This is a genomic window from Bradyrhizobium sp. 191, assembly GCF_023100985.1.
Classification (GTDB): Bacteria; Pseudomonadota; Alphaproteobacteria; order Rhizobiales; family Xanthobacteraceae; genus Bradyrhizobium; species Bradyrhizobium diversitatis.
This window is the reverse complement of the sequence record NZ_CP064692.1, coordinates 1,085,796-1,107,661: the sequence shown is the minus strand read 5'-3', so window position 1 is coordinate 1,107,661 and position 21,866 is coordinate 1,085,796. Positions and strand designations below refer to the sequence as shown.

The 21,866-nt window shown below is 63.0% G+C and carries 22 protein-coding genes; 12 read left to right on the top strand and 10 right to left on the bottom strand.

Annotated elements, in window-relative coordinates; translation table 11 throughout:
* Positions 1-2 precede the first annotated feature (2 nt).
* On the bottom strand, positions 3-1,316 hold the full coding sequence (locus tag IVB23_RS05340; protein ID WP_247802774.1) for an FAD-dependent oxidoreductase: 1,314 nt from the start codon (positions 1,314-1,316) through the stop codon (positions 3-5).
* Positions 1,317-1,561: 245 nt separating this feature from the next.
* Here IVB23_RS05340 and IVB23_RS05335 point away from each other — a divergent pair, with 245 nt between their 5' ends.
* Positions 1,562-2,200, top strand: coding sequence for a TetR/AcrR family transcriptional regulator (locus tag IVB23_RS05335; protein ID WP_247802772.1), 639 nt, complete (start codon positions 1,562-1,564; stop codon positions 2,198-2,200).
* A gap of 296 nt (positions 2,201-2,496) precedes the next feature.
* Here the strand turns inward: IVB23_RS05335 and IVB23_RS05330 are convergent, their stop codons facing one another.
* From IVB23_RS05330 to IVB23_RS05320, 3 genes are all read right to left on the bottom strand, one after another.
* Positions 2,497-3,051 (bottom strand): zinc-binding dehydrogenase, encoded by a 555-nt coding sequence (locus IVB23_RS05330; RefSeq protein ID WP_247802769.1) that lies wholly within the window; start codon positions 3,049-3,051, stop codon positions 2,497-2,499.
* Between the two features lie 2 nt (positions 3,052-3,053).
* Complete coding sequence (locus IVB23_RS05325) at positions 3,054-3,482, bottom strand: alcohol dehydrogenase catalytic domain-containing protein (RefSeq protein WP_247802767.1); 429 nt, start codon at positions 3,480-3,482, stop codon at positions 3,054-3,056.
* Positions 3,483-3,779: 297 nt separating this feature from the next.
* On the bottom strand, positions 3,780-4,919 hold the full coding sequence (locus IVB23_RS05320) for an acyl-CoA dehydrogenase family protein (protein WP_247802765.1): 1,140 nt from the start codon (positions 4,917-4,919) through the stop codon (positions 3,780-3,782).
* Between IVB23_RS05320 and IVB23_RS05315 the strand changes: the two genes are divergently transcribed.
* From IVB23_RS05315 to IVB23_RS05295, 5 genes are all read left to right on the top strand, one after another.
* Complete coding sequence (locus IVB23_RS05315) at positions 4,857-5,864, top strand: GntR family transcriptional regulator (protein ID WP_247802763.1); 1,008 nt, start codon at positions 4,857-4,859, stop codon at positions 5,862-5,864. The two genes, IVB23_RS05320 and IVB23_RS05315, sit on opposite strands and share 63 nt — an antisense overlap.
* Positions 5,865-5,870: 6 nt before the next feature.
* Entirely contained in the window at positions 5,871-6,731 is an 861-nt protein-coding gene (locus IVB23_RS05310) for an enoyl-CoA hydratase-related protein (RefSeq protein WP_247802761.1), read from the top strand.
* Positions 6,732-6,740: 9 nt separating this feature from the next.
* A complete protein-coding gene (locus tag IVB23_RS05305; protein WP_247802758.1) occupies positions 6,741-8,960 on the top strand; it encodes an acyl-CoA dehydrogenase in 2,220 nt (739 codons plus the stop codon).
* Between the two features lie 24 nt (positions 8,961-8,984).
* Positions 8,985-10,169: a CoA transferase gene (locus IVB23_RS05300; protein WP_247802755.1), complete on the top strand. Its 1,185-nt coding sequence runs from the start codon at positions 8,985-8,987 to the stop codon at positions 10,167-10,169.
* A gap of 65 nt (positions 10,170-10,234) precedes the next feature.
* The gene (locus IVB23_RS05295) at positions 10,235-11,203 is read left to right on the top strand and encodes a tripartite tricarboxylate transporter substrate binding protein (protein WP_247802754.1); all 969 of its coding nucleotides are present in this window, start codon (positions 10,235-10,237) and stop codon (positions 11,201-11,203) included.
* 9 nt (positions 11,204-11,212) lie between these two features.
* Here IVB23_RS05295 and IVB23_RS05290 read toward each other — a convergent pair whose 3' ends face one another.
* A complete protein-coding gene (locus IVB23_RS05290; RefSeq protein ID WP_247802752.1) occupies positions 11,213-12,166 on the bottom strand; it encodes a tripartite tricarboxylate transporter substrate binding protein in 954 nt (317 codons plus the stop codon).
* 128 nt (positions 12,167-12,294) lie between these two features.
* Complete coding sequence (locus tag IVB23_RS05285) at positions 12,295-12,783, bottom strand: MarR family winged helix-turn-helix transcriptional regulator (RefSeq protein WP_247802750.1); 489 nt, start codon at positions 12,781-12,783, stop codon at positions 12,295-12,297.
* A 180-nt stretch (positions 12,784-12,963) separates the two neighbouring features.
* On the opposite strand from IVB23_RS05285, the gene IVB23_RS05280 reads away from it, so the two are divergent.
* From IVB23_RS05280 to IVB23_RS05255, 6 genes are read left to right on the top strand one after another with little or no spacing between them, the layout of a single operon-like run.
* On the top strand, positions 12,964-13,287 hold the full coding sequence (locus tag IVB23_RS05280; protein ID WP_247802748.1) for a hypothetical protein: 324 nt from the start codon (positions 12,964-12,966) through the stop codon (positions 13,285-13,287).
* 22 nt (positions 13,288-13,309) lie between these two features.
* Complete coding sequence (locus tag IVB23_RS05275; protein WP_247802746.1) at positions 13,310-14,629, top strand: Rieske 2Fe-2S domain-containing protein; 1,320 nt, start codon at positions 13,310-13,312, stop codon at positions 14,627-14,629.
* A 10-nt stretch (positions 14,630-14,639) separates the two neighbouring features.
* Positions 14,640-15,596, top strand: a complete 957-nt coding sequence (locus tag IVB23_RS05270) for a PDR/VanB family oxidoreductase (RefSeq protein WP_247802744.1) — start codon at positions 14,640-14,642, stop codon at positions 15,594-15,596.
* 37 nt (positions 15,597-15,633) lie between these two features.
* Entirely contained in the window at positions 15,634-16,902 is a 1,269-nt protein-coding gene (locus tag IVB23_RS05265) for a CoA transferase (protein ID WP_247802743.1), read from the top strand.
* On the top strand, positions 16,899-18,095 hold the full coding sequence (locus IVB23_RS05260) for an acetyl-CoA acetyltransferase (protein ID WP_247802742.1): 1,197 nt from the start codon (positions 16,899-16,901) through the stop codon (positions 18,093-18,095). Before IVB23_RS05265 ends, IVB23_RS05260 begins: the two co-directional genes overlap by 4 nt.
* Positions 18,092-18,547: a zinc ribbon domain-containing protein gene (locus tag IVB23_RS05255; RefSeq protein WP_247802741.1), complete on the top strand. Its 456-nt coding sequence runs from the start codon at positions 18,092-18,094 to the stop codon at positions 18,545-18,547. The genes IVB23_RS05260 and IVB23_RS05255 overlap by 4 nt, the downstream gene beginning before the upstream one ends.
* Before the next feature lie 26 nt (positions 18,548-18,573).
* On the opposite strand, the gene IVB23_RS05250 is transcribed toward IVB23_RS05255, so the two are convergent.
* From IVB23_RS05250 to IVB23_RS05235, 4 genes are all read right to left on the bottom strand, one after another.
* Positions 18,574-19,425 (bottom strand): GntR family transcriptional regulator, encoded by an 852-nt coding sequence (locus tag IVB23_RS05250; RefSeq protein WP_247802739.1) that lies wholly within the window; start codon positions 19,423-19,425, stop codon positions 18,574-18,576.
* 71 nt (positions 19,426-19,496) lie between these two features.
* Positions 19,497-20,264: an SDR family oxidoreductase gene (locus tag IVB23_RS05245; protein WP_247802736.1), complete on the bottom strand. Its 768-nt coding sequence runs from the start codon at positions 20,262-20,264 to the stop codon at positions 19,497-19,499.
* A 19-nt stretch (positions 20,265-20,283) separates the two neighbouring features.
* Positions 20,284-20,664, bottom strand: a complete 381-nt coding sequence (locus tag IVB23_RS05240) for an OB-fold domain-containing protein (RefSeq protein WP_247802734.1) — start codon at positions 20,662-20,664, stop codon at positions 20,284-20,286.
* A gap of 5 nt (positions 20,665-20,669) precedes the next feature.
* Positions 20,670-21,830 carry a thiolase domain-containing protein gene (locus IVB23_RS05235; protein WP_247802731.1) on the bottom strand — a complete coding sequence of 387 codons (1,161 nt, stop codon included), beginning with the start codon at positions 21,828-21,830 and terminating at the stop codon, positions 20,670-20,672.
* Positions 21,831-21,866 lie beyond the last annotated feature (36 nt).

Sequence of the window (21,866 nt, the reverse complement as noted above, 5' to 3'; positions counted from 1 at the left end):
GATCAGATCCGGCTCGCCTGGGCCGCGGGCGGCCGCGCAGCGAGTATCGCATCGGTCACGATCTTCGCCGTTTCGGCGCAGGCCTGCGTGCCGCCATTGCCGTATTGCTTCACCGCATCGCCGACGCACCAAAGGCCCGCGATGCCGGTCTCGCGCGGCAGGTCGTAGCCGGCGCAGCTCCGTTGCGCCGGCCAGTCGTCGCGCATCACGCGGATGGACAGAATCCTGGCCTGATCGAAATTGTTGAACTGTTCGCGTAGATCCGCTAGCGCAAGCGCAATTTCGGCTTCGGAGTCGAATTCGCCGAGTGCAGGAACCGGCACGGCATAGGCGACATAGAGATGCCAGCCGGGCGGCGCGAGCTCGGGGCAGGTCGCGGAGAGGTTCGCCATGTTGCAGAGACGGCGTGTCTTGCCGAACGTCACGATGCCGGGGTGGTTCAGCAGCGGCTCGCGGCTCGCGACGTTGATGACGATGTTGGCAGCCGGGCGGAGGTCGTCCCTGACCCTCGTGACATAGTCGGCGGGGAAGGCGGCTTCGCCGGCAAGCGCGACGGTGGCCTTCGGGCCGGCATTGCTGACCACAAGATCGGTGTCGATCCGCGTCGGCCTGCCGTCCCGGAGCAGGGTCACGCCGCTCACCTGTCCGTTCGCCGTGTGGATCCGGGTCGCCGGTGTGCCGAGCCAGACCTCGCCATTGCGCCTCACCGCCGTCGCAAGGCTGTTCCAGACGCCGACCGTTCCCTCCGGGCAGAAGCCGAACTTCTTGAAGGCGCCCTTGCTGGTGAAATAGGTGAGGAAGGCACGGGCCGGCAGCTCGGCGGCGTTGCAGGCGAAGATCGCCGCGCAGAGATTGCGGAAGAGAGCATGCACCGTGGCGTTGCTGGTGTAGCCCTTCAGCCAGTCCTCGGTGGATTGCCGGCCGTCGGGCAGATTGCCGGAGCGGGCGTCGGCGAATTTCTCGAGGATGCGCGAGGCCTGCTTGGTCAATTGCCCGAGCAGGAGCGACCAGCCGCCGCGGCCGACGTCGATCAGCTTGCCGTCGATGAAGAAGGAGCTTGCCGGCTCCGGCGCGCGAATGTCGAGGGGGACGCCGACGGTGCGAAACGTCTCCTCGAACACGCCGCCGAACTCGATCGCGATCGCACCGATATTGACCTTGAAGCCGTCGATCTCCTCGGTGGAGGCGCGGCCGCCCAGCCTGTCGTGATCGTCGACCAGGACCGTGTAGAGCCCGGCATGCGCCAGCCGCGCCGCAGCGCACAGGCCGCCGGCGCCGGCACCGATCACGACAGCATCGACCTTCCGACTGTCCACGCACAACCTCCCTGATGCCGCCGGGTTGGTCCCGCGTGCCTGAACTGCTTGCCTGACGAGATAGGAGGATATTATAATCCGACCGGCCGTTCAAATTATTTTTTGATCTGGATCAAATTTTCGCACGCCGAGCTCGCGGTTCTGGTGGACTTGTGTGCGTAGGCTGAGCGAGATGGCCGAAGCGGTTGTATAGAGGAGCGGGAGTCGCCGGATTCGGCGGCGTTCGTTTTGAGCGAGAGAGGCCGATGGCGCGGACGCGCTCCGAGAACTATGACGATATCCACCGCGGCATCATCGTGGCGGCCCGCGGCCTGTTCGCCGAATACGGCTATATGCGCGCCTCGATCGCCGATCTCGCCGAGGCATGCAAGCTGTCCCGCGGCGCGCTGTATCACTACTTCGAGTCGAAGGAAGCGATTCTATTCGCAATCCTGGACGAGCACGTGCGCCAGATGATTGCGGACGTCGAGCACGCGATCGCGAAACATGCCGCGACGACCGACCAGTTCCGGGCGGCGATCCGCGCCATCGTTGACCTCAATGCGCGGTCGCCGCAGGAACAACGCCTGATCCTCAACGATCTGACGTTCCTGTCCGAGGACGATCAACAGACGATCAAATCTCTCGAGCGCCGGATCGTCGACCTGGTTTCCGGCCTGCTGCTCCAGCTCGACAATCATGGGAAGATCGTCAAGCGGACGCGGAAGGTTTACGCCATGATGCTCTTTGGCACACTGAACTTCAGCCACACCTGGTACGATCCCAGAGGAGGGATCGGGCCGGCCGAGTTTGCGGACATGATCGTGGATCAATTCCTGTACGGGATCGCGTCTCCCGTCGTGTCACGGCACCCCGCGACGTCCACTCGCTCTGCCAAGTCCTAGCTGATCCGCCAACGCCACAATGGTCGAGGTTGAGCAAGCGGGGTGATTTTCAGGTCTTCACCTTTCTCTGCTTCTCCAGCTGAGATATCGATTGCTGGAGCTAGCTCAACTTGCGCACGATGGATTGGAGTACCGCCTTGAGCACGGCCGCGCCGCATTGAACCGATATATGACGCGGCAAATGAACTGATGAAGAACCTTGTTGGCCGTCATGTTGGAATTGATGCTGCAGGACGGGTGCGAACGGGCTTGACGTTAGCCGATCGTCAGGCCCCGAAGGCCTGGCAAAGCTGCGCTCAGAACTTGTTCGGACCAATTGCGAGGACCGTCTTTCCCAGGCCCTTTCCAGAGATTGCATAGTTCGGGACGTCGAGAAAGGACGTCAGCGGGAAGGACTTGCCGACGGGAGGTGTAAGCCGATTCTGCTCGACCCAATCGAGCAATTCGAGCAGGAGCGCTCTGGCGTGGTCCTGCTCATAGAGCAGGAACTGCCGCACATCGACCCCGATCAGTGCGGCGCCTTTCATGAGTGACAAATTGACCGGCAGGGTCGGAATCGGGTCGCCAACGAATCCGGCCACGAGATGACGACCGCCCCAGGCCAGAGATCGGAACGCCAGCTCGAACAGTGGGCCGCAGACCGGGTCAAAGATGACGTTTGGTCCCTTGCCTTCAGTGAGAGATCTCAGGCGATCACGCCATCCATCCTTTTCGGAGTCCAACGTCCGCTCGGCACCGAGGCCGCGAGCGAATTCACGCTTTTCCTCGGAAGAGGCAACCGCGACGACTTCGCCGCCGAGAAGGCGCGCAACCTGCACCGCGGCGGCACCGAGCCCGCCGGCCGCGCCCATTATCACGACCTGCTCTCGTTGGCGCAACGAAGCACGGTCTTCAAGGCATGGAGCGCAGTCAAATAGTTGATCCGAAAGCCGGCTGCCTGCTCGAACGTCATCCGATCGGGAATCTTGTACGCTGAAGCGGCATCCGCGAGTGCGTACTCCGCAAAGCCTCCCGCGGCTGTTGCCATGACACGGTCGCCGACACTGTGGGCCGTGACGCCATCGCCTGCCGCTTCGATCCAGCCAGAAATCTCTTGGCCGGGAATATGAGGTAGCTTAGGTTTCACCTGGTATCGACCAAGAGCAACCAACGAATCGACGTAGCCCACGCCGCAAGCGGCGACCCTGATCAATACCTCGCCTGGCCCGGGTCGCGGGACCTCCACTTCGACGATGCGATAGCGATCTAATCTATCGAGCATCTCGGCTTGGACGATCTTCATGCCGCTGAACCTTTCTTTTCCACCCGCGCTATCCCTCAACAATCATCGGAGCACGAAATCAAGCATGGCAGGGGGTGGGAGATTCCCCTAGTCTCGCTTGGCCGCCGCCGATCGATGCGAGCCCCAGCGTCGTCAGGGCGCCTCGAATGAGCACGTCCGGGCCGAAATCAAGCTTTTCGTCATCCTATCGGCGCGGAAGCAAAAGAAGTCACGCCGCGGACATTTTTTGCCCAAGCAGTCTAGATCTTTCAGATCGCCGGTCACTCCATCACGTATCAGCAAGCCGATGTCACGTCCTTATCGCAGGAGCTCACGTGCGATGACGACCCGCTGGATTTGGTTCGTGCCCTCAAAGATCTGAGTGAGCTTTGCATCACGCATCATGCGCTCGACGGGATAATCCATGGTGTAGCCGTATCCCCCGAAGATCTGCACCGCATCCGTGGTCACCTTCATGGCCATGTCGCTAGCCACACACTTGGCCATGCTGGCAAGAACATTCAGGCGCTTCCAGTCACTCGTATCGCCGGCCCGTGCACATTCATATACCAGCGCGCGCGCCGCCTCGATCTGCATGGCCATGTCGGCGAGCATGAACTGCAGGCCTTGGAATTCCGAGATCGACTTCTTGAACTGCTTGCGCTCTTTCGCGTAGGCGACGCTGGCGTCGAGTGCGCCCTGAGCCAGTCCGACAGATTGAGCTCCAATCGTCGGCCGATTGAGATCGAGGGCGCGCATCGAGGCTCGAAAGCCCTTGCCTTCTTCCCCCACCAGATTTTCCAGCGGTACGCGCACCTTATCGAAGAAGATCGGAGTGTTCGGCGCGCCCCGGAATCCCATCTTGCGCTCGTGACGTCCAAAGGAGATGCCCGCCATCTTCTTCGGCTCGACAATAAAGGCGCTTATGCCATCGGAGCCTGGACTGTCGCTAGTCCGTGCCATCACCACGATGTAGTCGGCGACCACTCCGTAACTGCACCACTGCTTGCGGCCGTCGAGGATGTAGGAATCACCGTCTTTCCGGGCACGTGTTGCGATTGCGGTGACGTCTGAGCCGGCCTGCGGCTCGGAGATGGCAATTGCGGTGACGACGCCGCCCTTGGCGATGATCGGTAGGTATTTCTTTCGTTGTTCCTCCGAACCGAAGTGGAGGAGCGGCATGATGAACATCGTGTTCAGGCAGGCGATCGAAGCACAGGCCGGCGATATCCTCGAGATCTCCTCGCGCGCGATGCAGGCCATGGTGAGATTGCCATTCGGGCCGCCATATTGCTCCGGCACCCAGAGCTGCATCAGCCCCATCTCGCCGAATAGCTTCACGAGCTCGGTCGGAAAGCGGTCGGTCTCGTCGATTTCCGCGGCGATCGGCGCCACATGCTTCTCGGCGATTTTACGGACGGTGTCGCGGAAGGCGATCTGTTCCTCGGAAAAGCTCATGTGCCCTCGCAGCCGAAATTTTCGAGTGAAAGCCAAAAAAGGGCTTCCATTGAATGGGTGATCCATTTAGTAATTCACTACATGACCACCAAGTCAACCCCCCGCGCCGGCGCGCAATCCCGCAATGTTTCGTCCGGCAGGCGCCCGGCCGATCAGCGGGCGACGCCAAGTCCTGCCCCGGCCCCCGGGTTCCGGCCGATCCATACGAGGCGGGCGTTCGAGGAAATCTGCGAACGAATTCGCGAGCAGCTGGCGCTCGGGCTGCTGAAGCCCGGCGACAAGCTGCCTCCGGAGCGCGAGCTGGCCCAGCAGCTCGGTGTGAGTCGCAATGTCCTCAGGGAAGCGTTGCGCAGCCTCGAGATGGCTGGCGTGCTTCGATTGCTGAAAGGCGTCAAAGGCGGTGCCTTCATCCAGGAGGGCGACACCGGCCGCATGAACGACGTGATGCGGGACATGCTGAGTCTCGGCACGATTTCGGTCCGGGAATTGTCAGAGGCGCGTGTCCACGTGCTCGACCTCGTCGTCGGTCTTGCGTGCGACCATGCGCGCCGGTCCGATCTGGACGCGATGGAGGCCAACATCCGGCGAACCGAGCTTGCAACCAAGGAAGGGCGACTGCTCGACCGGGTCGAGTGCTCCCGCGAATTCTACAAGCTGCTGGCGGCTTCGACCAGAAACAAGGTCATTGCAATGATCATGGATTCGGTGACTGAGATTCACATGCGTTTCGTTTACGCCAAGGTGGCCTCGAGCGGCGTTGCGATGACCCGGCTGGCTGAGCGGCGGCGTCAATTGCTCTCTGCCATAGCGGAGCGAAACACCTCGTCGGCGCGCCGCCTGATGCGCGCGCATCTCGAAGCTGTCCAGCGAATGCTCGAGCAGGACCCCGGCGCGATGTCGCTGCATGTCGCGCTTGCCGAGGTCCGGCCGGGCATGCGGCGTTAGTTGGGCTTGGAAGCCGACGGCCTGCGCTCGAACAACGACAAAAACGGGAGGAATGAAGTGTCGAACTACGCGAAGTATGAATGCCTCAAGGTCGAAGTGTCGGAGAAGGTGGCGACGGTGACCTTGAACCGGCCGCAGTCGCGCAATGCGATCAATCAGAAGCTGATCCGCGAGCTGCGGACGATCTGGGACGACCTCGCCGATGACCATGCCGTCAGCGTCGTGGTGCTGACCGGCGCCGGTGATTTTTTCAGCGTTGGCGGCGATGTCAAAGCGATGTCGGAGCGTCCGGGCGGGGACGTCCTTGAAGAAGGCGAAGTGCATGATCCCATGATCAGCCGGCGCGGGGTTACCCGGCAACTCGAGCTCGACAAGCCCATTATCGCTGCGATCAATGGCGATGCCATTGGGCTCGCTGCGACCCATGCGCTGCTCTGCGATATCACGGTCATGTCCGAGGATGCGCGCATCGGCGACACACACGTCTCGCGCGTTGGCCTGGTTGCCGGAGACGGTGGCACCGTGATCTGGCCATTGCTGGTCGGCATCAACAAGGCCAAGGAGTTCTTGATCCGCGGCACGTTGCTCAAGGGCAGGGAAGCTGAACGGATTGGCTTGGTCAATCATGTGGTTCCTCGTGCTGACGTGCTGGGCAAGGCGCGGGAAATCGCCATTGAACTGGCGAACGGCCCGGCCTGGGCGATCCGCTGGACCAAGCTGTCGATCAACCAGATCGTGAAGGATCGCGTGAACATGTTGCTCGAGGCGTCAATGGCGCTCGAACAGGTCACGTTCGAGACAGCGGACCACAAGGAGGCAACCATGTCCTTCAAGGAGAAGCGCAAGCCGAGGTTCGGTCAGGCGTAGGCTCTCGTGATGGCCTCCGGCATCGAAAGCGACGACGTTGAGGGTATGCTTCGCGCATCCTTGCGCGGGCTTCTCGCAACTCATTGGCGCGCCGATCGCCTGAAGGATGGCGCGTCGCCGGACGCGATCACCGAGATCTGGGACAAGCTGGCCCAGCAGGGTGTCGCGGTTCTGGGCGCCGATCCGGAGGAGGGCGGTCTTCGCGAGATCCTGGCGGTGATGGAAGAGCTCGGCCGCGCGGCGTGTCCAGCTCCGATGTGGTCTGCCGTGCTGGCCAACCTCGTGCTGCCGGATGCATCCTCCGATGGAGCCGAACTGCGAAAGGCGCTTCACGCTGGCGCGGCGCGCATTGTCTTCTCCTTCGGTGCGTTCGATCCCGATCCCGGTATCGGTTCGATCACGCTTGATGGCGAGACGGCAGCGGGATTTCTCCGGTTCGTCGAAGCCGCGGGAAGCGCGACCCACCTGCTCACGCCGGTTGATGAGGCGCAGCTCGTGCTCGTCGACCTTCGGGCTCCCGGCGTCGATCGTATACCTACGCGCGCGATGGGGGCGTGGGGCAATTGGGAGCTGAAGCTCGATGCGGCGCCGGCAAGACTTGTTCCTGCTGCCGACATCAGCCTGAGCGACCTACGATCGATCGCGCGTCTGATGCTACTGGCGCGCGCCCATGGTGCCGCGCGTCGGGCGTTCGAGCTGGCAGTAGCCTATGCCGGGGAACGGCAGCAGTTCGGTCAACCAATCGGGCGATTTCAGGCGATTCAACACAAGCTCGCCAACTGCCTCATCGACCTCGAAGGTGCGCGTCTCGTTCTGCACCACGCGGCAAAGCTGCGGGACGAGGGCGATCTCGACTGGCCGTATTTCTCCGATTGCGCCATGGCGTTCGCGGGCCCTGCTTTGCGACGCGTTTCGCTGGAGACGCAGCACACATTCGGCGCCATCGGCTACGCCGAAGAACACGAAGCACCACTGCATTTCAAGCGCGTCCATCTGGACACCGTAGCGTTTGGTGGCGCCGTCCATGCCAAACGAAGCCTCGCCGCCCGTCTCTTCGACAATGGCGGCGCGGGGATGCCGCAATATGACCTCGGCTGCGCGGGCAACGAACTGCGCGATCAGGTCAAGCGGTGGTTTGCGCAAAACTGGGCGGACAGCAGAAAAGCCGCCTTCGACGCCAAGCCGTTCGCAAAGCGCGAGTTCGACGCTGAATTTGCCGCCGATATGGGCAGCACCGGCTGGATCGGCCTCGGCTGGCCGGAGGAGTTCGGCGGCCAGGCGCGTTCGCCGCTCGAGCAAATCGCCTTCATGGAGACCATGGAGCAGAACGAGGCTCCGCGCATTGGCGCCTCGATCCAGGCCAACGCCTTGATGATGTTCGGAACGTCCGAGCAACAGAAGAAATATCTGCCGGAAATTCTGCGCGGCGAGGCCATGCATGGGATGGGTTACAGCGAGCCGCAGGCAGGATCCGACCTTGCGGCACTGCGGACCAGCGCAGTCCGCGACGGCGACCATTGGGTCATCAACGGTCAGAAGATCTGGACCACCACCTGGTGGGGAAAATACATGTTCCTGGCGGCGCGAACCGACAAGAGCGCCAAGCCCCATGCCGGCATCAGCATGTTCATCGTGCCGATGACCACACCCGGGATCACGATCCGGCCGGCCACCACCATGTACGATGGAACGTTCGGCAACATCTTCTACGACGATGTTCGCGTGCCTCTGGAGAACCTCGTCGGCGCTGAAAACGAGGGCTGGAAAGTCCTAACCGGGGCGCTCGCTTTCGAGCGGGGGCTGGTCGGCGGCGGCATCGTGCTGAAAGTCGCGCATGCCTTTGAACGACTGCGCCAGCACGTCATGGCCCGGCAGGAATTGAGCGAGGATCCGGTCATCCGGGACCGCATGGCGACGTTCGCGTCCGAAATCGAGATCGGGCGCCAATTGATGATGCATTGCGCTGACCTTGCCGCGGGCGGCGTCACTCCGCCGGAGTATGGTGCGATCAGCAAGGTCTTTTCCAGTGAACTAATGGAACGATTCGGCGAGGCCGCACTCGACATGCTCGGCGTGCGCGCCACGCTGTCCGAACAGATGCCCGGTGCCATCGACAACGGCCGGTTCGAGCAAAACCTGCGTCATTCCCTGATGTGGGTGATCAGCATCGGAACGAACGAAATTCAGCGCAGCCTGATTGCGCAGCGTGCGCTTGGCTTACCTCGATAGGAACGGATGATGCAGGGACAATCGTTGAAGCCACCACTTGAGGGCATCCGCGTGCTGGACTTCTCGATCATGATCGCCGGACCCTATTGCGCCCGGCTGCTGGCAGATGTCGGCGCCGAAGTGATCAAGATCGAGCCGCCGGAAGGCGAGGAGATGCGTCTGCGCGCGCCCCTTCGCGACGGCCAAAGCGCCTATTTCGGTCAGCTCAACGCTGGCAAGAAGAGCATCGCACTGGACCTCAAATCGCCCGAGGCGATCAAGCTCGTGCATCGGATGGTCGAAAGTACGGATATTCTGGTCGAGAATTTCCGGCCCGGTGTGATGGAGCGCCTGGGTCTCGGCTATGAGGCGCTTCGCAATATCAATCCGCGTTTGATCTATTGCTCGATATCCGGCTACGGCCAGACCGGTCCGCAGTCGGAACGACCGGCCTATGCGATGATCGTTCAAGCCGAGAGCGGTTTCGACCGCGCGCTGATGCGATACGCGGGTGATCGCGACCGGCCGGCGGCCGGAGCAGTGTTCGTTGCCGACATTCTCGGCGGCGTTTTCGGCTTCTCGGCGATTCAAACGGCGATGGTGCAACGGGAGCGTACGGGAGCAGGGCAGCACGTCGATGTCGTTCTGATGGACTGCATGCTGAACCTCATGGTGTATGAGCTGCAGGAAGCGCAATTCTCGGCGCCGGTGGCACGGCCGACCTATGGCCCCGTGCGCGCCAAGGACGGCGACGTCCTGATCGCGCCGGTCTCGGCGCGCAATTTTGCGGCGCTTCGCGACCTGACGCGCCTGCCGGAGCTTTCGTCCGACCCTCGTTTCACTTCGGTCGCAGCGCGTGGCGCGAACTGGAGCGCGATGATGCAGGTCGTCGAGCGGTGGACCATGCAGCACACGGTGGATGAGTGCCTGGCAGCGCTCGATCGCGCCGGCATTCCGAGCGCCCGCTTTCGCGACCCCGCGGAAACGCTGGATGATGCGGATTTGTCCGCCCGTGGCGTCTTCGCGCCGATCGCCGATGTCGCAGGCGAGTTCAAGGGCGTCAACGCGCCGTGGCGGATGTCGGGCGCGCGGACTGGAATCGGCCACGACATCCCCGCCATCGGCGAACACCGGGACGAGATTCTCGCGCGCGTGCTCGGCCTGTCCGAAAACGACCTCGAGCAGGCCGCTGCAGCCGGCGCATTTGGAAAGGGTGGAGCGTCACCGTGATTTGATGCTGCCAGCCGCGAATTTTCTACCGCAAGATAATCAAAAAATATCGTGGGAGGATCGACATGAAGAGGCTACGCGTTCTGGCTTTCATATTCGGAGCGGCGATGCTCGTCGCGCCCGCCGCTGCGGACAATTATCCATCGCGTCCGATCCGGCTCATCGTGCCATATCCCGCCGGCGGTTCGACCGACATCATGGCGCGTGCTCTGCAGGAACCGATGACAAAAATCCTCGGCCAGCCGATTGTCATCGACAATCGCGGCGGTGCGGCCGGCACGACCGGCTCCAACGAAGCGGCTCGATCGGATGCCGACGGATACACGCTTCTATTTGCCAACAATGGCCCGATCTCGATCGCGCCGTTGCTGCAGAAGGGCATCGATTTCGATCCGCTAAAGAGCTTTGCGCCGGTGTCGCTGGTTTCCACAGCGCCGCTGGTTCTGGTGGCAAGCGAAAAGGTGCCGGTGAACGACGTCGCCGGGCTGCTTGCCTATGCCAAGGTGCAGAGCAAGCCGTTACTGTACGCGTCTGCCGGACCCGGCTCGCTCGGGCATCTGAGCACCGAGCGCTTCCTTAATCAGGCAGGTCTGCAAATGGTCCACGTCCCATACCGGGGCCAGGCGCCAACGACGCTTGCGATCTTTGCCGGCGAGGTCGACATTCTTCTCACCACCACTTCCGATACGCTGAACGAGCACATCCTCTCCGGCAAGGTGAAACTGCTCGGGGTTTCCTCGCCCGGTCCATCGCCGGTTGCTCCCGGGGCGGCATCCATCGGCAGTGCCTTGAAGGGCTATTCGGTCGAAACGTGGTTCGGCATTCTGGCGCCTGCCGGCACTCCGCCGGATGTCGTTGCCAAGCTCAACGCTGCGCTTGGTACGGTCCTGGCGATGCCGCAAATGCGGGATCGCTTTCTCTCCTATGGCGTCGAGGCCAAGGCCAGCACGCCTGCCGAACTGCACGCCCTGATCGCCGCAGAAATCCCGTCCTGGCGCAAGGTGATCGAGGAACGCAACGTCAAGACCGAATAGCGGACGGTGCTAATCGAGTGTGATATTGGCCTCCTTCACCACCTTCGCCCATTTGTCGACATCGCCGCGGATGGTGGCCGCAAAAGCATCCGGCGTTGAGCTCTTCGGTTCGACGCCCAGCTTCTTGAGGGCCTCTTGCACGGACGGCGTCGCGACCGCGCGCGTGACTGCGTCGTTGAGCCTGGCCACGATCTCTGGCGGGGTGCCGGCAGGCGCGAGGATGCCAAACCACACCACGACCTGAAATCCAGGAAGCGCCTCGTTGATGGTCGGCGTGTCCGGAAACAGCGGCGAGCGCTCCGCCGTGCTGATGCCGAGCGACTTCAGCATGCCGGCCTGGACCTGACCCATGCCTTCGAGCGGCGTGATGAAGTAGACTGAAACCTGGCCCGCCAGAGTATCGTTGGTTGCCGGTGCGCCCCCACGATAAGGAACATGCTGCATTTCAATGCCGGCCTGACGGCGAAACAGCTCTGCCGTGACATGCGAGGCCGATCCTTGCCCGACCGACGCATAGGTGAGGGCGTTAGGATCTTTCTTGCCGCGCGCGATGAGATCGGTGACGCTGCTGATCCCGGTCGACGGCGCCGTCACCAGCAGGAACGGCACGTCGACGACCTTCGAGATCGGCACGAAATCGCGGACGGGATCGTAGGCGAGCTTCTTGTAGAGGCTCGCGTTCAACGCGTTCGGCCCGAGATTGCCGAATACGATCGTGTATCCGTCCGGCGTTGCCCGAGCCGCTTCTGTCGTGCCGATGATGCCTCCGGCACCCGACTTGTTGTCGATGATGACCGGCTTGCCAAGGATTTCGGTGAGGGGTTGCAGGATCGCCCGCGCGAGGATGTCGGTGGAGCCGCCCGCCGGATAGGGCACGATCATCCGGATCGCACGCTCCGGATACCCCTCGGCCAGACAAGGGACCGCGAACAGGCATGACAGCAGCAGAACCAGTGCGCGCATCAGCGCCTCCCCTCGACGGGCGCTCTATGGCGCCTCGGAAATATATGTAGTACGTATACGTATCGTATCGGCCGAGGGATTACAACAGCCTTGTCCGCCAAGCGGCGGTCTGGCCGCGGCTGCGGGACTCAGGCGCCGGGCTCGGGAGGGGGAGACTTCGCGATCGCCAGCATGCAACGCAGGAAATGCGCGCGGTCGTCGTGGCTCAAGGGAGCAAGCATGAGATCTTGCAGCCGGGCCGCGGCCGGAACCACGGCCATCAGGGCGCTGGTGCCCTTGGCCGTGATCTGGACCTGGATGGAACGGCGATCGGCGGGATGGTTCTTCTTGGAGATCAGCCTGCGTGCGGTCATCCGCTTCAGCATTTCGCTGAGCGTATTCCGGTCGCAACTGATGCGTTCTGCAAGGGCCGATGCGGTCATCGGCCCCTCCTGCAGCAGCGCCATCAGCACGCCGAACTGGCGGGGCGTGATGTCGGATTGTCGCGTGACGCTCTGGTAGAGCCCGTCATATTTGGCCTCGAGCAGGCGCAGCAGAAATCCGATGCCGCTTTCCAGTCTCCACTGATGTGCCAGCGCGGCAACCGGATCTCCCGCTTCGTCCTTTTTGACCGACATGACGCCTAGTTCCCACCTGCTCCAATGCAACAAGCGGTTAGCAGCTTGGCCGTCGCCTCTCAACCGGCGGTGAAGGGTGTCGCCCCGGCGGCATCCGGACGGTTGCCAGGGTCATGGCGATATGATACGTATACGTATTAAATGGTCGCTCCTAGAATAGAGCCCCAGGGAGGCCCGGCGTTGGATCTGCGCGCTCTGTTGTCGATTCCGTATCTGCTCGAGGCGGAGGCTGTCGAGACCGAGCCCGGAGAATGGCTCGTCCGTTGCGCTTATCCGGAGCTTCCCGGCTGCGCCGCAGAAGGCGTCGTCGTTGAAGACGTGCTGAAGGATCTGGAGCGTCAGCGGATCGAAATGATCGTCAGGCTGGTCGAGGCCGGAAAGCTGCCGCCGATTCCGCGACGGCCGCTGGCTTCATCCGACCCGTTATGGACCGCGCGCGATCTCGGATTGTCCGATCGGGTCACAGCCTTGCTGGACGCGAGAACGACCCAAAAACGAACCTGACAAAAACGATCGAGGAGAAATCATGCTCTCGCACGAGGACAACGAGCGGCTGGTAAGAGTTGGCAAGGGCACTCCGCTGGGGGAGTTGTTCCGGCTCTACTGGATTCCGTTTCTGCCGTCCGCCGATCTGGCGCGCGATGGACAGCCGAAGCGCGTCCGACTGCTTGGCGAGGATCTGGTGGCCTTCCGCGACACCGAGGGCCGCGTTGGTCTGGTCGACCAGGCCTGTCCGCACCGGGGCGCGCCGATGGTCTTCGCCCGCAATGAGGATTGCGGCCTGCGCTGCGTCTATCACGGCTGGAAGTTCGACGTCACGGGCGCGGTGATGGACATGCCGGCCGAACCGGTCCGCAGCCGGCTCAAGGAGCGGGTGCGCATCAAGGCCTATGCCTGCCGCGAGCGCAACGGAATGATCTGGGCCTATCTCGGGCCGGATCAGGCCGCGCCTCCGCCGCTGCCGAATGTCGAGTGGAATCTTGTCCCCGAGGAGCAGGTTCACATCTCGGTGCGGGTTCAGGAGTGCAACTGGCTGCAGGCCGTCGAGGGCGAGATCGATTCCGCGCACGCACCCTTGCTTCACGGCCGTCTCGATGCGCAGGGCACCACCAGCGCCTGGATCCAAAAGCGCGACCTCCGCCCGACCTTCGAATGCGTCAAGCAGGATTTCGGCATGAGCATTGCCGCCCGCCGGAACTACGACGCCAATACGCTCTACTGGCGCGTCAATCAGTTCATGCTGCCGTTCTACACGCTGGTTCCGCCGCTATCGCCGTTTCCCGATCTGAGCGGCCATGCCTGGGTGCCGATCGACGACGAGAACACGCTCTGCATCATGTTCTCCTATCATCCCTCGCAGCCGCTGCTGGCCAAGACGCGCGAGGTTTTCGCGGAAGGGCACAAGGGCCGGGAGAGCGGCCACGCCAGCCGCCACGCGCTGGTCAAGCAGCCGGTGACGGTGCCGTACGCCGACTATTGGACGAAGTACAATCCGCAGAACGGATATCAGTTCGACTACGAAGCCCAGCGGACGACATGGTTCTCCGGTCTCCCCGGTCTTTGGGTCCAGGACGGAGCGTGCCAGAGCGGGGTATCGCCGGTCGCCGACCGCACCAAGGAGAATTTGTGTTCCAGCGATACCGGCATCGCGATGACCAGGCGGTTCATTCTGGAAGCACTCGGCGCCTATCGCGACCACGGCATCAGGCCGAAGGGCGTCACCGATCCGGACGTGTTCATGGTCCGTGCGGTGTCCTTGCGGCTGCCGCCCGAGGACTCCTGGATCGATTCCGGCGCGCCTTTCATGCGGGCGAAGCTCGGGGCGGATTTCGGCTACGAGCTTTGAGCGCTAGGACATGGCCGGCGACCTGCAGGAACTGCGAGTGAAGCGCATCAGCTATGAGGCCGAGAGCATCAACTCCTATGAGCTGGTGCCCCCCGCAGGAGGCGACCTCGCACCCTTCACCGCCGGCAGCCACATCGATCTGCATCTGAACTACGGCATGATCCGCAGCTATTCGCTCGTCAACGATCAGAGCGAACGGAATCGCTACGTCATCGCCGTCAACAGGGATGCTGCCGGGCGCGGCGGCTCGAGCTTCGTCCACGACAGCTTCAAGGCGGGCGATATCGTTACGGTCTCCATGCCGCGAAACAATTTTGCGCTGCGTGAGGATGCGGAGTCGTCGCTGCTGATCGCGGGCGGCATCGGCATCACACCGCTGCTGTCGATGATCCGGCGCCTGCAAGCGCTGAGGCGACCGTGGAAACTGTCCTATGCGGCAAGGACGCGGCGGGCTGCGGCATTTCTCGGCGAGCTCGGTACCATCGACCCGGCCGCACAGTTCCATGTCCACTTTGACGACGAACATGGCGGGCGGCCCCTCGATCTTGCCGCCATTGTCGGAAATGCGCCGGCCAGCGCGCATCTCTATTGCTGCGGCCCGGTGCCGATGCTGGAAGCCTTCGAGAAGGCCACCGCGGGCCGTCCGGCGGAGCATGTCCACGTCGAGTACTTCCAGGCCAAGCAGGCGCCGGCCGTCGACAGCGGATTCGAGGTCAGGCTGGCGCGCAGCAATCGCACGATCGCGGTCGAGCCGGGCAAGACCATTCTGAATGCCGTTCTCGATGCCGGCGTCATGGCGAACTACTCCTGTTCGGAAGGCGTTTGCGGGACCTGCGAAACGCGGGTGATCGAGGGAATCCCCGATCACCGCGACCTGTTCCTGAGTCCGGAAGAGCAGGCAGCGAACAAGACCATCATGATCTGCTGTTCGGGATCGAAGTCCGGCACGCTTGTGCTCGATCTTTGACCGGATCATCTCGGAACAAAACCATATGGGTGGAAAGATGCTGGATCGGATCGAAGCGGAGTTTCCGGAGCACACGCCCCGAACAACTGATGCGCCCAAGGCGCTTGCCGGAATCAGGGTCGTGGACTTCTCGCATTTCATTGCAGGGCCGTTCGCGACGATGATCCTGGCCGATATGGGCGCCGAGGTGATCAAGGTTGAGGCCCCTGTGCGTGGCGACGACCTGCGGCGCTACCCGCCAGTCGATGCCAGGCTGAACTATGGTGCGCCGTTCCTGTGGACCAATCGCAACAAGCGAAGCGTGGCGATTGATCTGAAGTCGCCCGAGGGCGTCGAGGTCGCACGGGATCTGATCCGCACGGCGGACGTCGTGGTCGAGAATTTTTCAACCGGGGTCATGGAGCGCTTCGGTCTTGGTTACGAGAGTTGTCGTCAGATCGCGCCAGCGATCATCTATTGTTCGGTCTCGGCCTACGGCCGGGAGGGACCGTTCTCGGACCGGCTCGGCTTCGATCCCATTGCCCAGGTCGAGAGTGGGTTTGTATCCATGAACGGCTACGCGGACCGCGAAGGCGTGCGCGCGCTGTCGCCGGTCATGGACATCAGCACGGCGATGATGGCTAGCAATGCCGTCCTTGGCGCGCTTGTCGCACGCGAACGCACCGGCACGGGGCAGGCCATCGAGGTATCGCTGTTCGACACGGCCGTTCTGATGACCGGCTATGCGTCGGTGCAGCAGTTGTTCACCGGAACGGATCCGCAGCGCCACGGCAACACCAGTCCGGACACCTGTCCCTCGGGGGTCTTTCAGGCCACCGATTCCACCTTCTACATCAACTGCGGCAACGACAAGATTTTCCAGCGCCTGATGTCCCAGGTGCTCGATCGTCCCGATCTTGCAACGTCAGATCTCTACACGACAGGAGCCGATCGCATTCGCCGGCGCGATGAACTGTTTGCGATCCTCGGCGAGGCGTTCGCGCAGCATCCCTGGTCGCACTGGCAGTCGAAGATGCGCGCTGCGGCTGTGCCCTGCGGTAAGGTCCGGACCGTCGGTGAGGCGATCCGCTCCCCGGAAGCGCGTGACCGCGGCATCGTAACGCGGATTCCTCACGATGAAGTGGGGTGGATACCGAACGTCAGCCTGCCGATCCGCTATTCGCAAACGCCGGTCGTCGACCCCGTCGCCGCTCCTGCCGTCGGCCAGCATACCGAGCAGGTGCTTCGCGATCTGCTTGGCTATGATGAAGCCCGCCTCGCGCGGTTGGCCGAGGCAGGCGCCTTTGGTGCCGCGGTCAAGGCATGACTGCGCGGGCAACAGGCAAGCGCACGCTGCGGGGCCGCGTTGCCGTGGTCGGGATCGGCGAGACGGATTACTATCGTCACGGCGCATCGCCCGACCCCGAATTCAAGCTGGCCCTCAAGGCGATCCTGGCAGCCTGCAACGATGCCGGGCTCGACCCGCGCGAGATCGACGGGTTTTCGTCGTATAGTGACGACCGCAGCGATGCGGCGCGCCTGGCGGCAGCGCTCGGGGTACGCCGGCTGACCACGACCACGATGCAATGGGGCGGGGGAGGCGGGGGCTGCTGCGCGGCGGTGGCCAACGCCGCTGCTTCGATCGTTGCTGGCCTCGCCGATTGCGTCGTGGTGTTCCGCTCGCTGGCGCAAGGGCAGTACGGACGCTTTGGACAGGCCGGTGGTATCGGCACCATCTCCGGCGAGAGGGCCTATCTGATGCCGTACGGCGTGCTGGCGCCGCCGCAGCGCTTTGCCATGCGCGTGCGGCGCTACATGCATGAGCATGGCGTGCGGCAGGAAGCCATGCAGGCGATTGCGCTGGCCTCGTACCATCATGCGCAGTCGAACTCCCGCGCGGTCATGTTCGGCAAGCCGCTCGACCCCGAAAAGTACAACGCCTCGCGCTGGATTACCGAGCCGTTTCATCTTTTCGATTGCTGCATGGAGAATGATGGCGCCGCGGCGATCATCCTGGTACCCGAGGAGCGCGCCGGCGATTTCCGCAACAAGCCCGCCTACGTTCTCGGGGCTGCCACTGGCGCCGGATATCGCAGCGGAGCGATGCCGCATAATTCGCCGCAATATGCCAGCGCCAGTTTCGAAGCGCTCGCGCCCGCGCTTTACCGGATGGCCGGGATCGGACCCGCCGACGTCGACGTCGTTCAAAGCTACGAGAACTTTACCGGCGGCGTGGTGATGGCACTGGCCGAGCATGGCTTCTTCAAGCCCGAGGAGGCGAACGATTTTCTTGTGCTCGACAATCTGATAGCGCCCTCCGGGCGGCTTCCGCTGAATACCAGCGGCGGGAATCTCGCCGAATGCTACATGCACGGCTTCGAGCTGGTGATCGAGGCAGTGCGCCAGATCCGCGGCCAGTCGGTCAACCAGGTCAAACGCAACGACGTGGCGATGGTGATCGGCGGGCCGATGGTGACGCCGGCCAGCAACCTTCTGCTCGGCTCCGGAGCAACGCTATGAGCGATACTCCGCGCGCGGCCTATCTTCCCGAGGGGCTGCCGATTCCGGTCCCCGAAAACGATGGATTGTCGGCACCGTATTGGGCGGGGTTGCAGCAGAACCGCCTCCTGGTGCAGCGCTGTCCGCACTGCACGACGTGGCAGTTCGGGCCGGAGTGGCTTTGCCACCACTGCCATTCGTTCGACGTCGAATGGACCGAGGTCGAGCCGCGCGGACGCATCTTCAGTTGGGAGCGCGTCTGGAGTCCTTCCCATGACGCATTGCGTGGGCGTGGACCTTACCTTGCTGTCCTGGTGGAGCTGCCGCATGCCGGACATGTGCGCATGGTGGGGAATCTCCTCGGCGATCCCCTGCAAACCATCGCCATCGGTACTGATGTCCAGGGCGTATTCGAGCATCACCATGACTCCATGCCACGATATTCATTGCTGCATTGGCAAACCACCGGATAGAGGCGGTGAGGTGAGGCCGACTGATGTCAGGCCGGCGCGCGCGAGCGACGGCTGGCGTCGCCGCGCAGCCTGACTTTCTCGGTATTCAGCAGGTGCTCGTTCAGTTTGGTGAGATAGCTGCGCATCGTCTCACAAGCGCCCTTGGTATCCTTGACCTTGATCTGTTCAATCAGCCGCAGGCGAGAGGCGATCACCGGGTCATGGGCGGGCGGTCCGGCGATCAGGACAAAGCGGCGGATCACGGATGCCATGGCTTCCAGAATTGCCGACATTACCTGGTTGCCGGTCGAGTTTGCCAGCAACGTGCTGAACTCGACGGCCTTCAAGGTCCGTTCCTCGTAACGGCCCTGCCTCGTCAACTCGACGGTCTCGGCCACATTCCTGCTCAGCCGTTCGATGTCCGCGGGCTTGGCGCGCTCGCATGCGGCTCGTACCACGGCGTCCATTACCATGAGCCTCGCCTCGAGCAACGTCGCCAGCGACACATGACCGAAGTCGAGCATGTCACGGAACGTACGGGTGACCTGCCCGGCGCCGCTCCGGGTGATGAAGGCGCCACCCCGGCTTCCCTTTCGCATCTCGACGATGCCGGCGATCTCGAGGCTGCGGATGGCTTCGCGCAACGCGGTACGGCTGACATCGAGCATCTCGGACAATTCGCGCTCGGACGGCAGCCGGTCTCCGGCCTTTAGTTCGCCGCTGACGAGCTTGTCGCGGATCGCATCGCAGATCTCCTCGAAGATCCGCCGAGTCTTGATGGGACGGAAGGGCTTTCCGGCAGATCGGCTTTCCCTGTGATCACCAGCCGATGGCGCCGGCGCGCCGTCCGCTCTCTTGCGACCGGTACGCGGCTCTGGCCTGGATCGTTGTTGCGGCATGAGTCGTCCCTGGGGTTATCAGGTCTTCATCACCCCGCACCCGCCTCTTTGCAAGAGCTTCCGCTGGCCGATCAGATAGATATGTGGAAACCGCCGTTGACCGCGATGTGCTGGCCGGTGATGTAGGAGGCGGCGTCCGAAAGCAGGAAACACACCGGCTGCACCACTTCCTCGGGCTGGGCCCAGCGCCCCATCGGAATGCGGGCCAGTATCCCCTCGCGGAACTTATCGCCACGAATGGTTTCGGTCATGGGTGTCTCGACCACGCCGAAGCAGACCGAATTGGTCCGGACCCCGAACTTCGACCACTCTTTGGCCGAGGTCATCGTCATCCCCAGCATGCCGCTCTTGGCGGCGGCATAGTTGATCTGGCCCATCGCGCCGGCACGCCCTGCGTCGGACGAGATATTGACGATTGAGCCGACGTTGGTCTCTCCGCCCTTTGCGCGTTGCAGCATGCTGCGTCCCACCGCCTGGGTCCACAGGAACGCCCCGGTCAGATGCACCTCGATGACCGCGTTCCACTGCGCAAGCGTCATCTTCTCCGACATCGCCGGCCGGGTGATGCCGGCATTGTTGACGAGGCCGTGGATCGCACCGAACCGCTCGATGATCTTCTCGACCGCATCCGTTGCGAACGCCTCGTCCGTCACGCTGCCGGTGATGGTCATAAGTTGGCGGTCGGACGTGTCGTAGGTCGACAACGTGTCGCGATTGAGGTCGATGGCAACCGCGTTGGCGCCGAGTTCTCGCGCCAGGTTGATCGTGGCTCGGCCGATGCCCTGGCCCGCACCGGTAACGACGACAGTCTTGCCTTCCAGGGAAACGATGTTGCGCATGGCTTTGCGTCCTCAAGCTTCAGATCAGAGTGAACATCGGCGCGAGTGTGCCGTCAGCGTCCGGGCGAACGACCAGGCGGACGGCTGCGCCATTGGACAGGGCACTCGCCGGACTGTCGACTATTGATGTCATCAGCGTCGGGCCCTCGTCGAGCGTGACATAGGCAAGAACAGGCAGGTCCTTGGCCGCGCGCAGCACGCTGTAGGCGTAGATCGTTCCGGTGCCGCGGCTTTCCAGCCATTCGGTCGCGTCCGAAAAGCAGAACGGGCAGCCCGCGCGCGGATAGAAATGCGGCTGCCGGCAGTGCGTACACGTCTTGATCAGCAGCTTCCCGTCGCGAAGCGCCTCGAAATAGGGCTGGATCTCGGGATTTGCGGATGGTGCAGGGGTTTGCGACACGGGGATTACTGCCTTTCCAGAATGACGGTGGCGCTGCCATGGCGCGTTCCGAGCGAGCCACCGGTGCCATGAGCCAGGGCCAGCGCGCAGTTGGGTACCTGCACGGCCGGGTGGGCCTCGCCGCGCAACTGACGGACAGCCTCGAGCACTTTTGTCATGCCGCCCCGATTGCCGGGATGGTTGTTGCAAAGGCCGCCGCCGTCGGTGTTGAAGGGCAGCTTGCCATGTCCCGAGATCAGATTTCCGTCGGCCACGAAGCGGCCGCCCTGGCCCTTGGCACAGAAGCCGAGATCCTCCAGTGTCATCAGCACCGTGATGGTGAAGCTGTCGTAGATCGAGGCGTATTGGATATCTGATGGACGGACGCCGGCCTCTTCAAATGCGCGCGGTCCCGACCAGACGGCGCCGCTGTAGGTAAGATCGATCTTGCCACCGGCGGAATGCTTGATCGCCTCGCCGGCCCCGCGAATGCTGACGACCGGCCTTTTGAGGCTTCGCGCGACTTCCGGGGCGACGAGAACGATGGCGCCGCCGCCGTCGCTGATCACGCAGCAGTCGAGGCGATGCAGGGGATCTGCCACCATCGGAGAATTCAGCACGTCCTCGACCGTCACGACGTTCCGCAGCATGGCGTGTGGATTGTGCTGAGCATGATGGGATGCCGCGACTTTGATCCAGGCGAGTTGTTCCGATGTGGTCCCGAACTCGTGCATGTGACGATTGGCGGCTGCGCCGTACATCGTGGCGATCACGGGATTGAAGGGCGCCTCGAACGGCGCGTCCGCCGTGGCGCCCGGCGCCGGACGGACCTGGCTTTGGCCGGCGGCTCGGGGCCGGCCTGCCAAGGTGATCAGCGCGACGCTGCATTTTCCGAGCGCGATTGCGGCCGCCGCATGGCCGACCGCCAGAACATAGGCGGAGCCGCCGGTATCCGTCGAATCGACATGACGCGGCTTGAGGTTGAGGTACTCGACCATGTTCATCGGACCCAGCCCGGGCGCATCGCCGGCGCAGAAATAGCCGTCCACGTCGTCCTTGCTGAGGCCTGCGTCGACAAGCGCGCCGCGCGCGACTTCGGCGTGGATCTGGGCGAGCGACAGCCCGTCGGCCTTGCGTGTCGGGTGCTCGTAGATACCGGCGATGCAGGCCTTGCCCCGAATGCTCAAAGGTATCTCCATCTCAATTGGTCTATTGATATAATG

What these genes read in the sequence shown, in the direction of transcription:
- IVB23_RS05335 (WP_247802772.1), top strand. Translation starts at nt 1,562, where the DNA reads ATGGCGCGGACGCGCTCCGAGAACTATGACGATATCCACCGCGGCATC.
- IVB23_RS05330 (WP_247802769.1), bottom strand. Translation starts at nt 3,051, where the DNA reads ATGGGCGCGGCCGGCGGGCTCGGTGCCGCCGCGGTGCAGGTTGCGCGC.
- IVB23_RS05325 (WP_247802767.1), bottom strand. Translation starts at nt 3,482, where the DNA reads ATGAAGATCGTCCAAGCCGAGATGCTCGATAGATTAGATCGCTATCGC.
- IVB23_RS05315 (WP_247802763.1), top strand. Translation starts at nt 4,857, where the DNA reads ATGCTTCTCGGCGATTTTACGGACGGTGTCGCGGAAGGCGATCTGTTC.
- IVB23_RS05320 (WP_247802765.1), bottom strand. Translation starts at nt 4,919, where the DNA reads ATGAGCTTTTCCGAGGAACAGATCGCCTTCCGCGACACCGTCCGTAAA.
- IVB23_RS05305 (WP_247802758.1), top strand. Translation starts at nt 6,741, where the DNA reads ATGGCCTCCGGCATCGAAAGCGACGACGTTGAGGGTATGCTTCGCGCA.
- IVB23_RS05295 (WP_247802754.1), top strand. Translation starts at nt 10,235, where the DNA reads ATGAAGAGGCTACGCGTTCTGGCTTTCATATTCGGAGCGGCGATGCTC.
- IVB23_RS05290 (WP_247802752.1), bottom strand. Translation starts at nt 12,166, where the DNA reads ATGCGCGCACTGGTTCTGCTGCTGTCATGCCTGTTCGCGGTCCCTTGT.
- IVB23_RS05285 (WP_247802750.1), bottom strand. Translation starts at nt 12,783, where the DNA reads ATGTCGGTCAAAAAGGACGAAGCGGGAGATCCGGTTGCCGCGCTGGCA.
- IVB23_RS05275 (WP_247802746.1), top strand. Translation starts at nt 13,310, where the DNA reads ATGCTCTCGCACGAGGACAACGAGCGGCTGGTAAGAGTTGGCAAGGGC.
- IVB23_RS05270 (WP_247802744.1), top strand. Translation starts at nt 14,640, where the DNA reads ATGGCCGGCGACCTGCAGGAACTGCGAGTGAAGCGCATCAGCTATGAG.
- IVB23_RS05265 (WP_247802743.1), top strand. Translation starts at nt 15,634, where the DNA reads ATGCTGGATCGGATCGAAGCGGAGTTTCCGGAGCACACGCCCCGAACA.
- IVB23_RS05260 (WP_247802742.1), top strand. Translation starts at nt 16,899, where the DNA reads ATGACTGCGCGGGCAACAGGCAAGCGCACGCTGCGGGGCCGCGTTGCC.
- IVB23_RS05255 (WP_247802741.1), top strand. Translation starts at nt 18,092, where the DNA reads ATGAGCGATACTCCGCGCGCGGCCTATCTTCCCGAGGGGCTGCCGATT.
- IVB23_RS05250 (WP_247802739.1), bottom strand. Translation starts at nt 19,425, where the DNA reads ATGCCGCAACAACGATCCAGGCCAGAGCCGCGTACCGGTCGCAAGAGA.
- IVB23_RS05245 (WP_247802736.1), bottom strand. Translation starts at nt 20,264, where the DNA reads ATGCGCAACATCGTTTCCCTGGAAGGCAAGACTGTCGTCGTTACCGGT.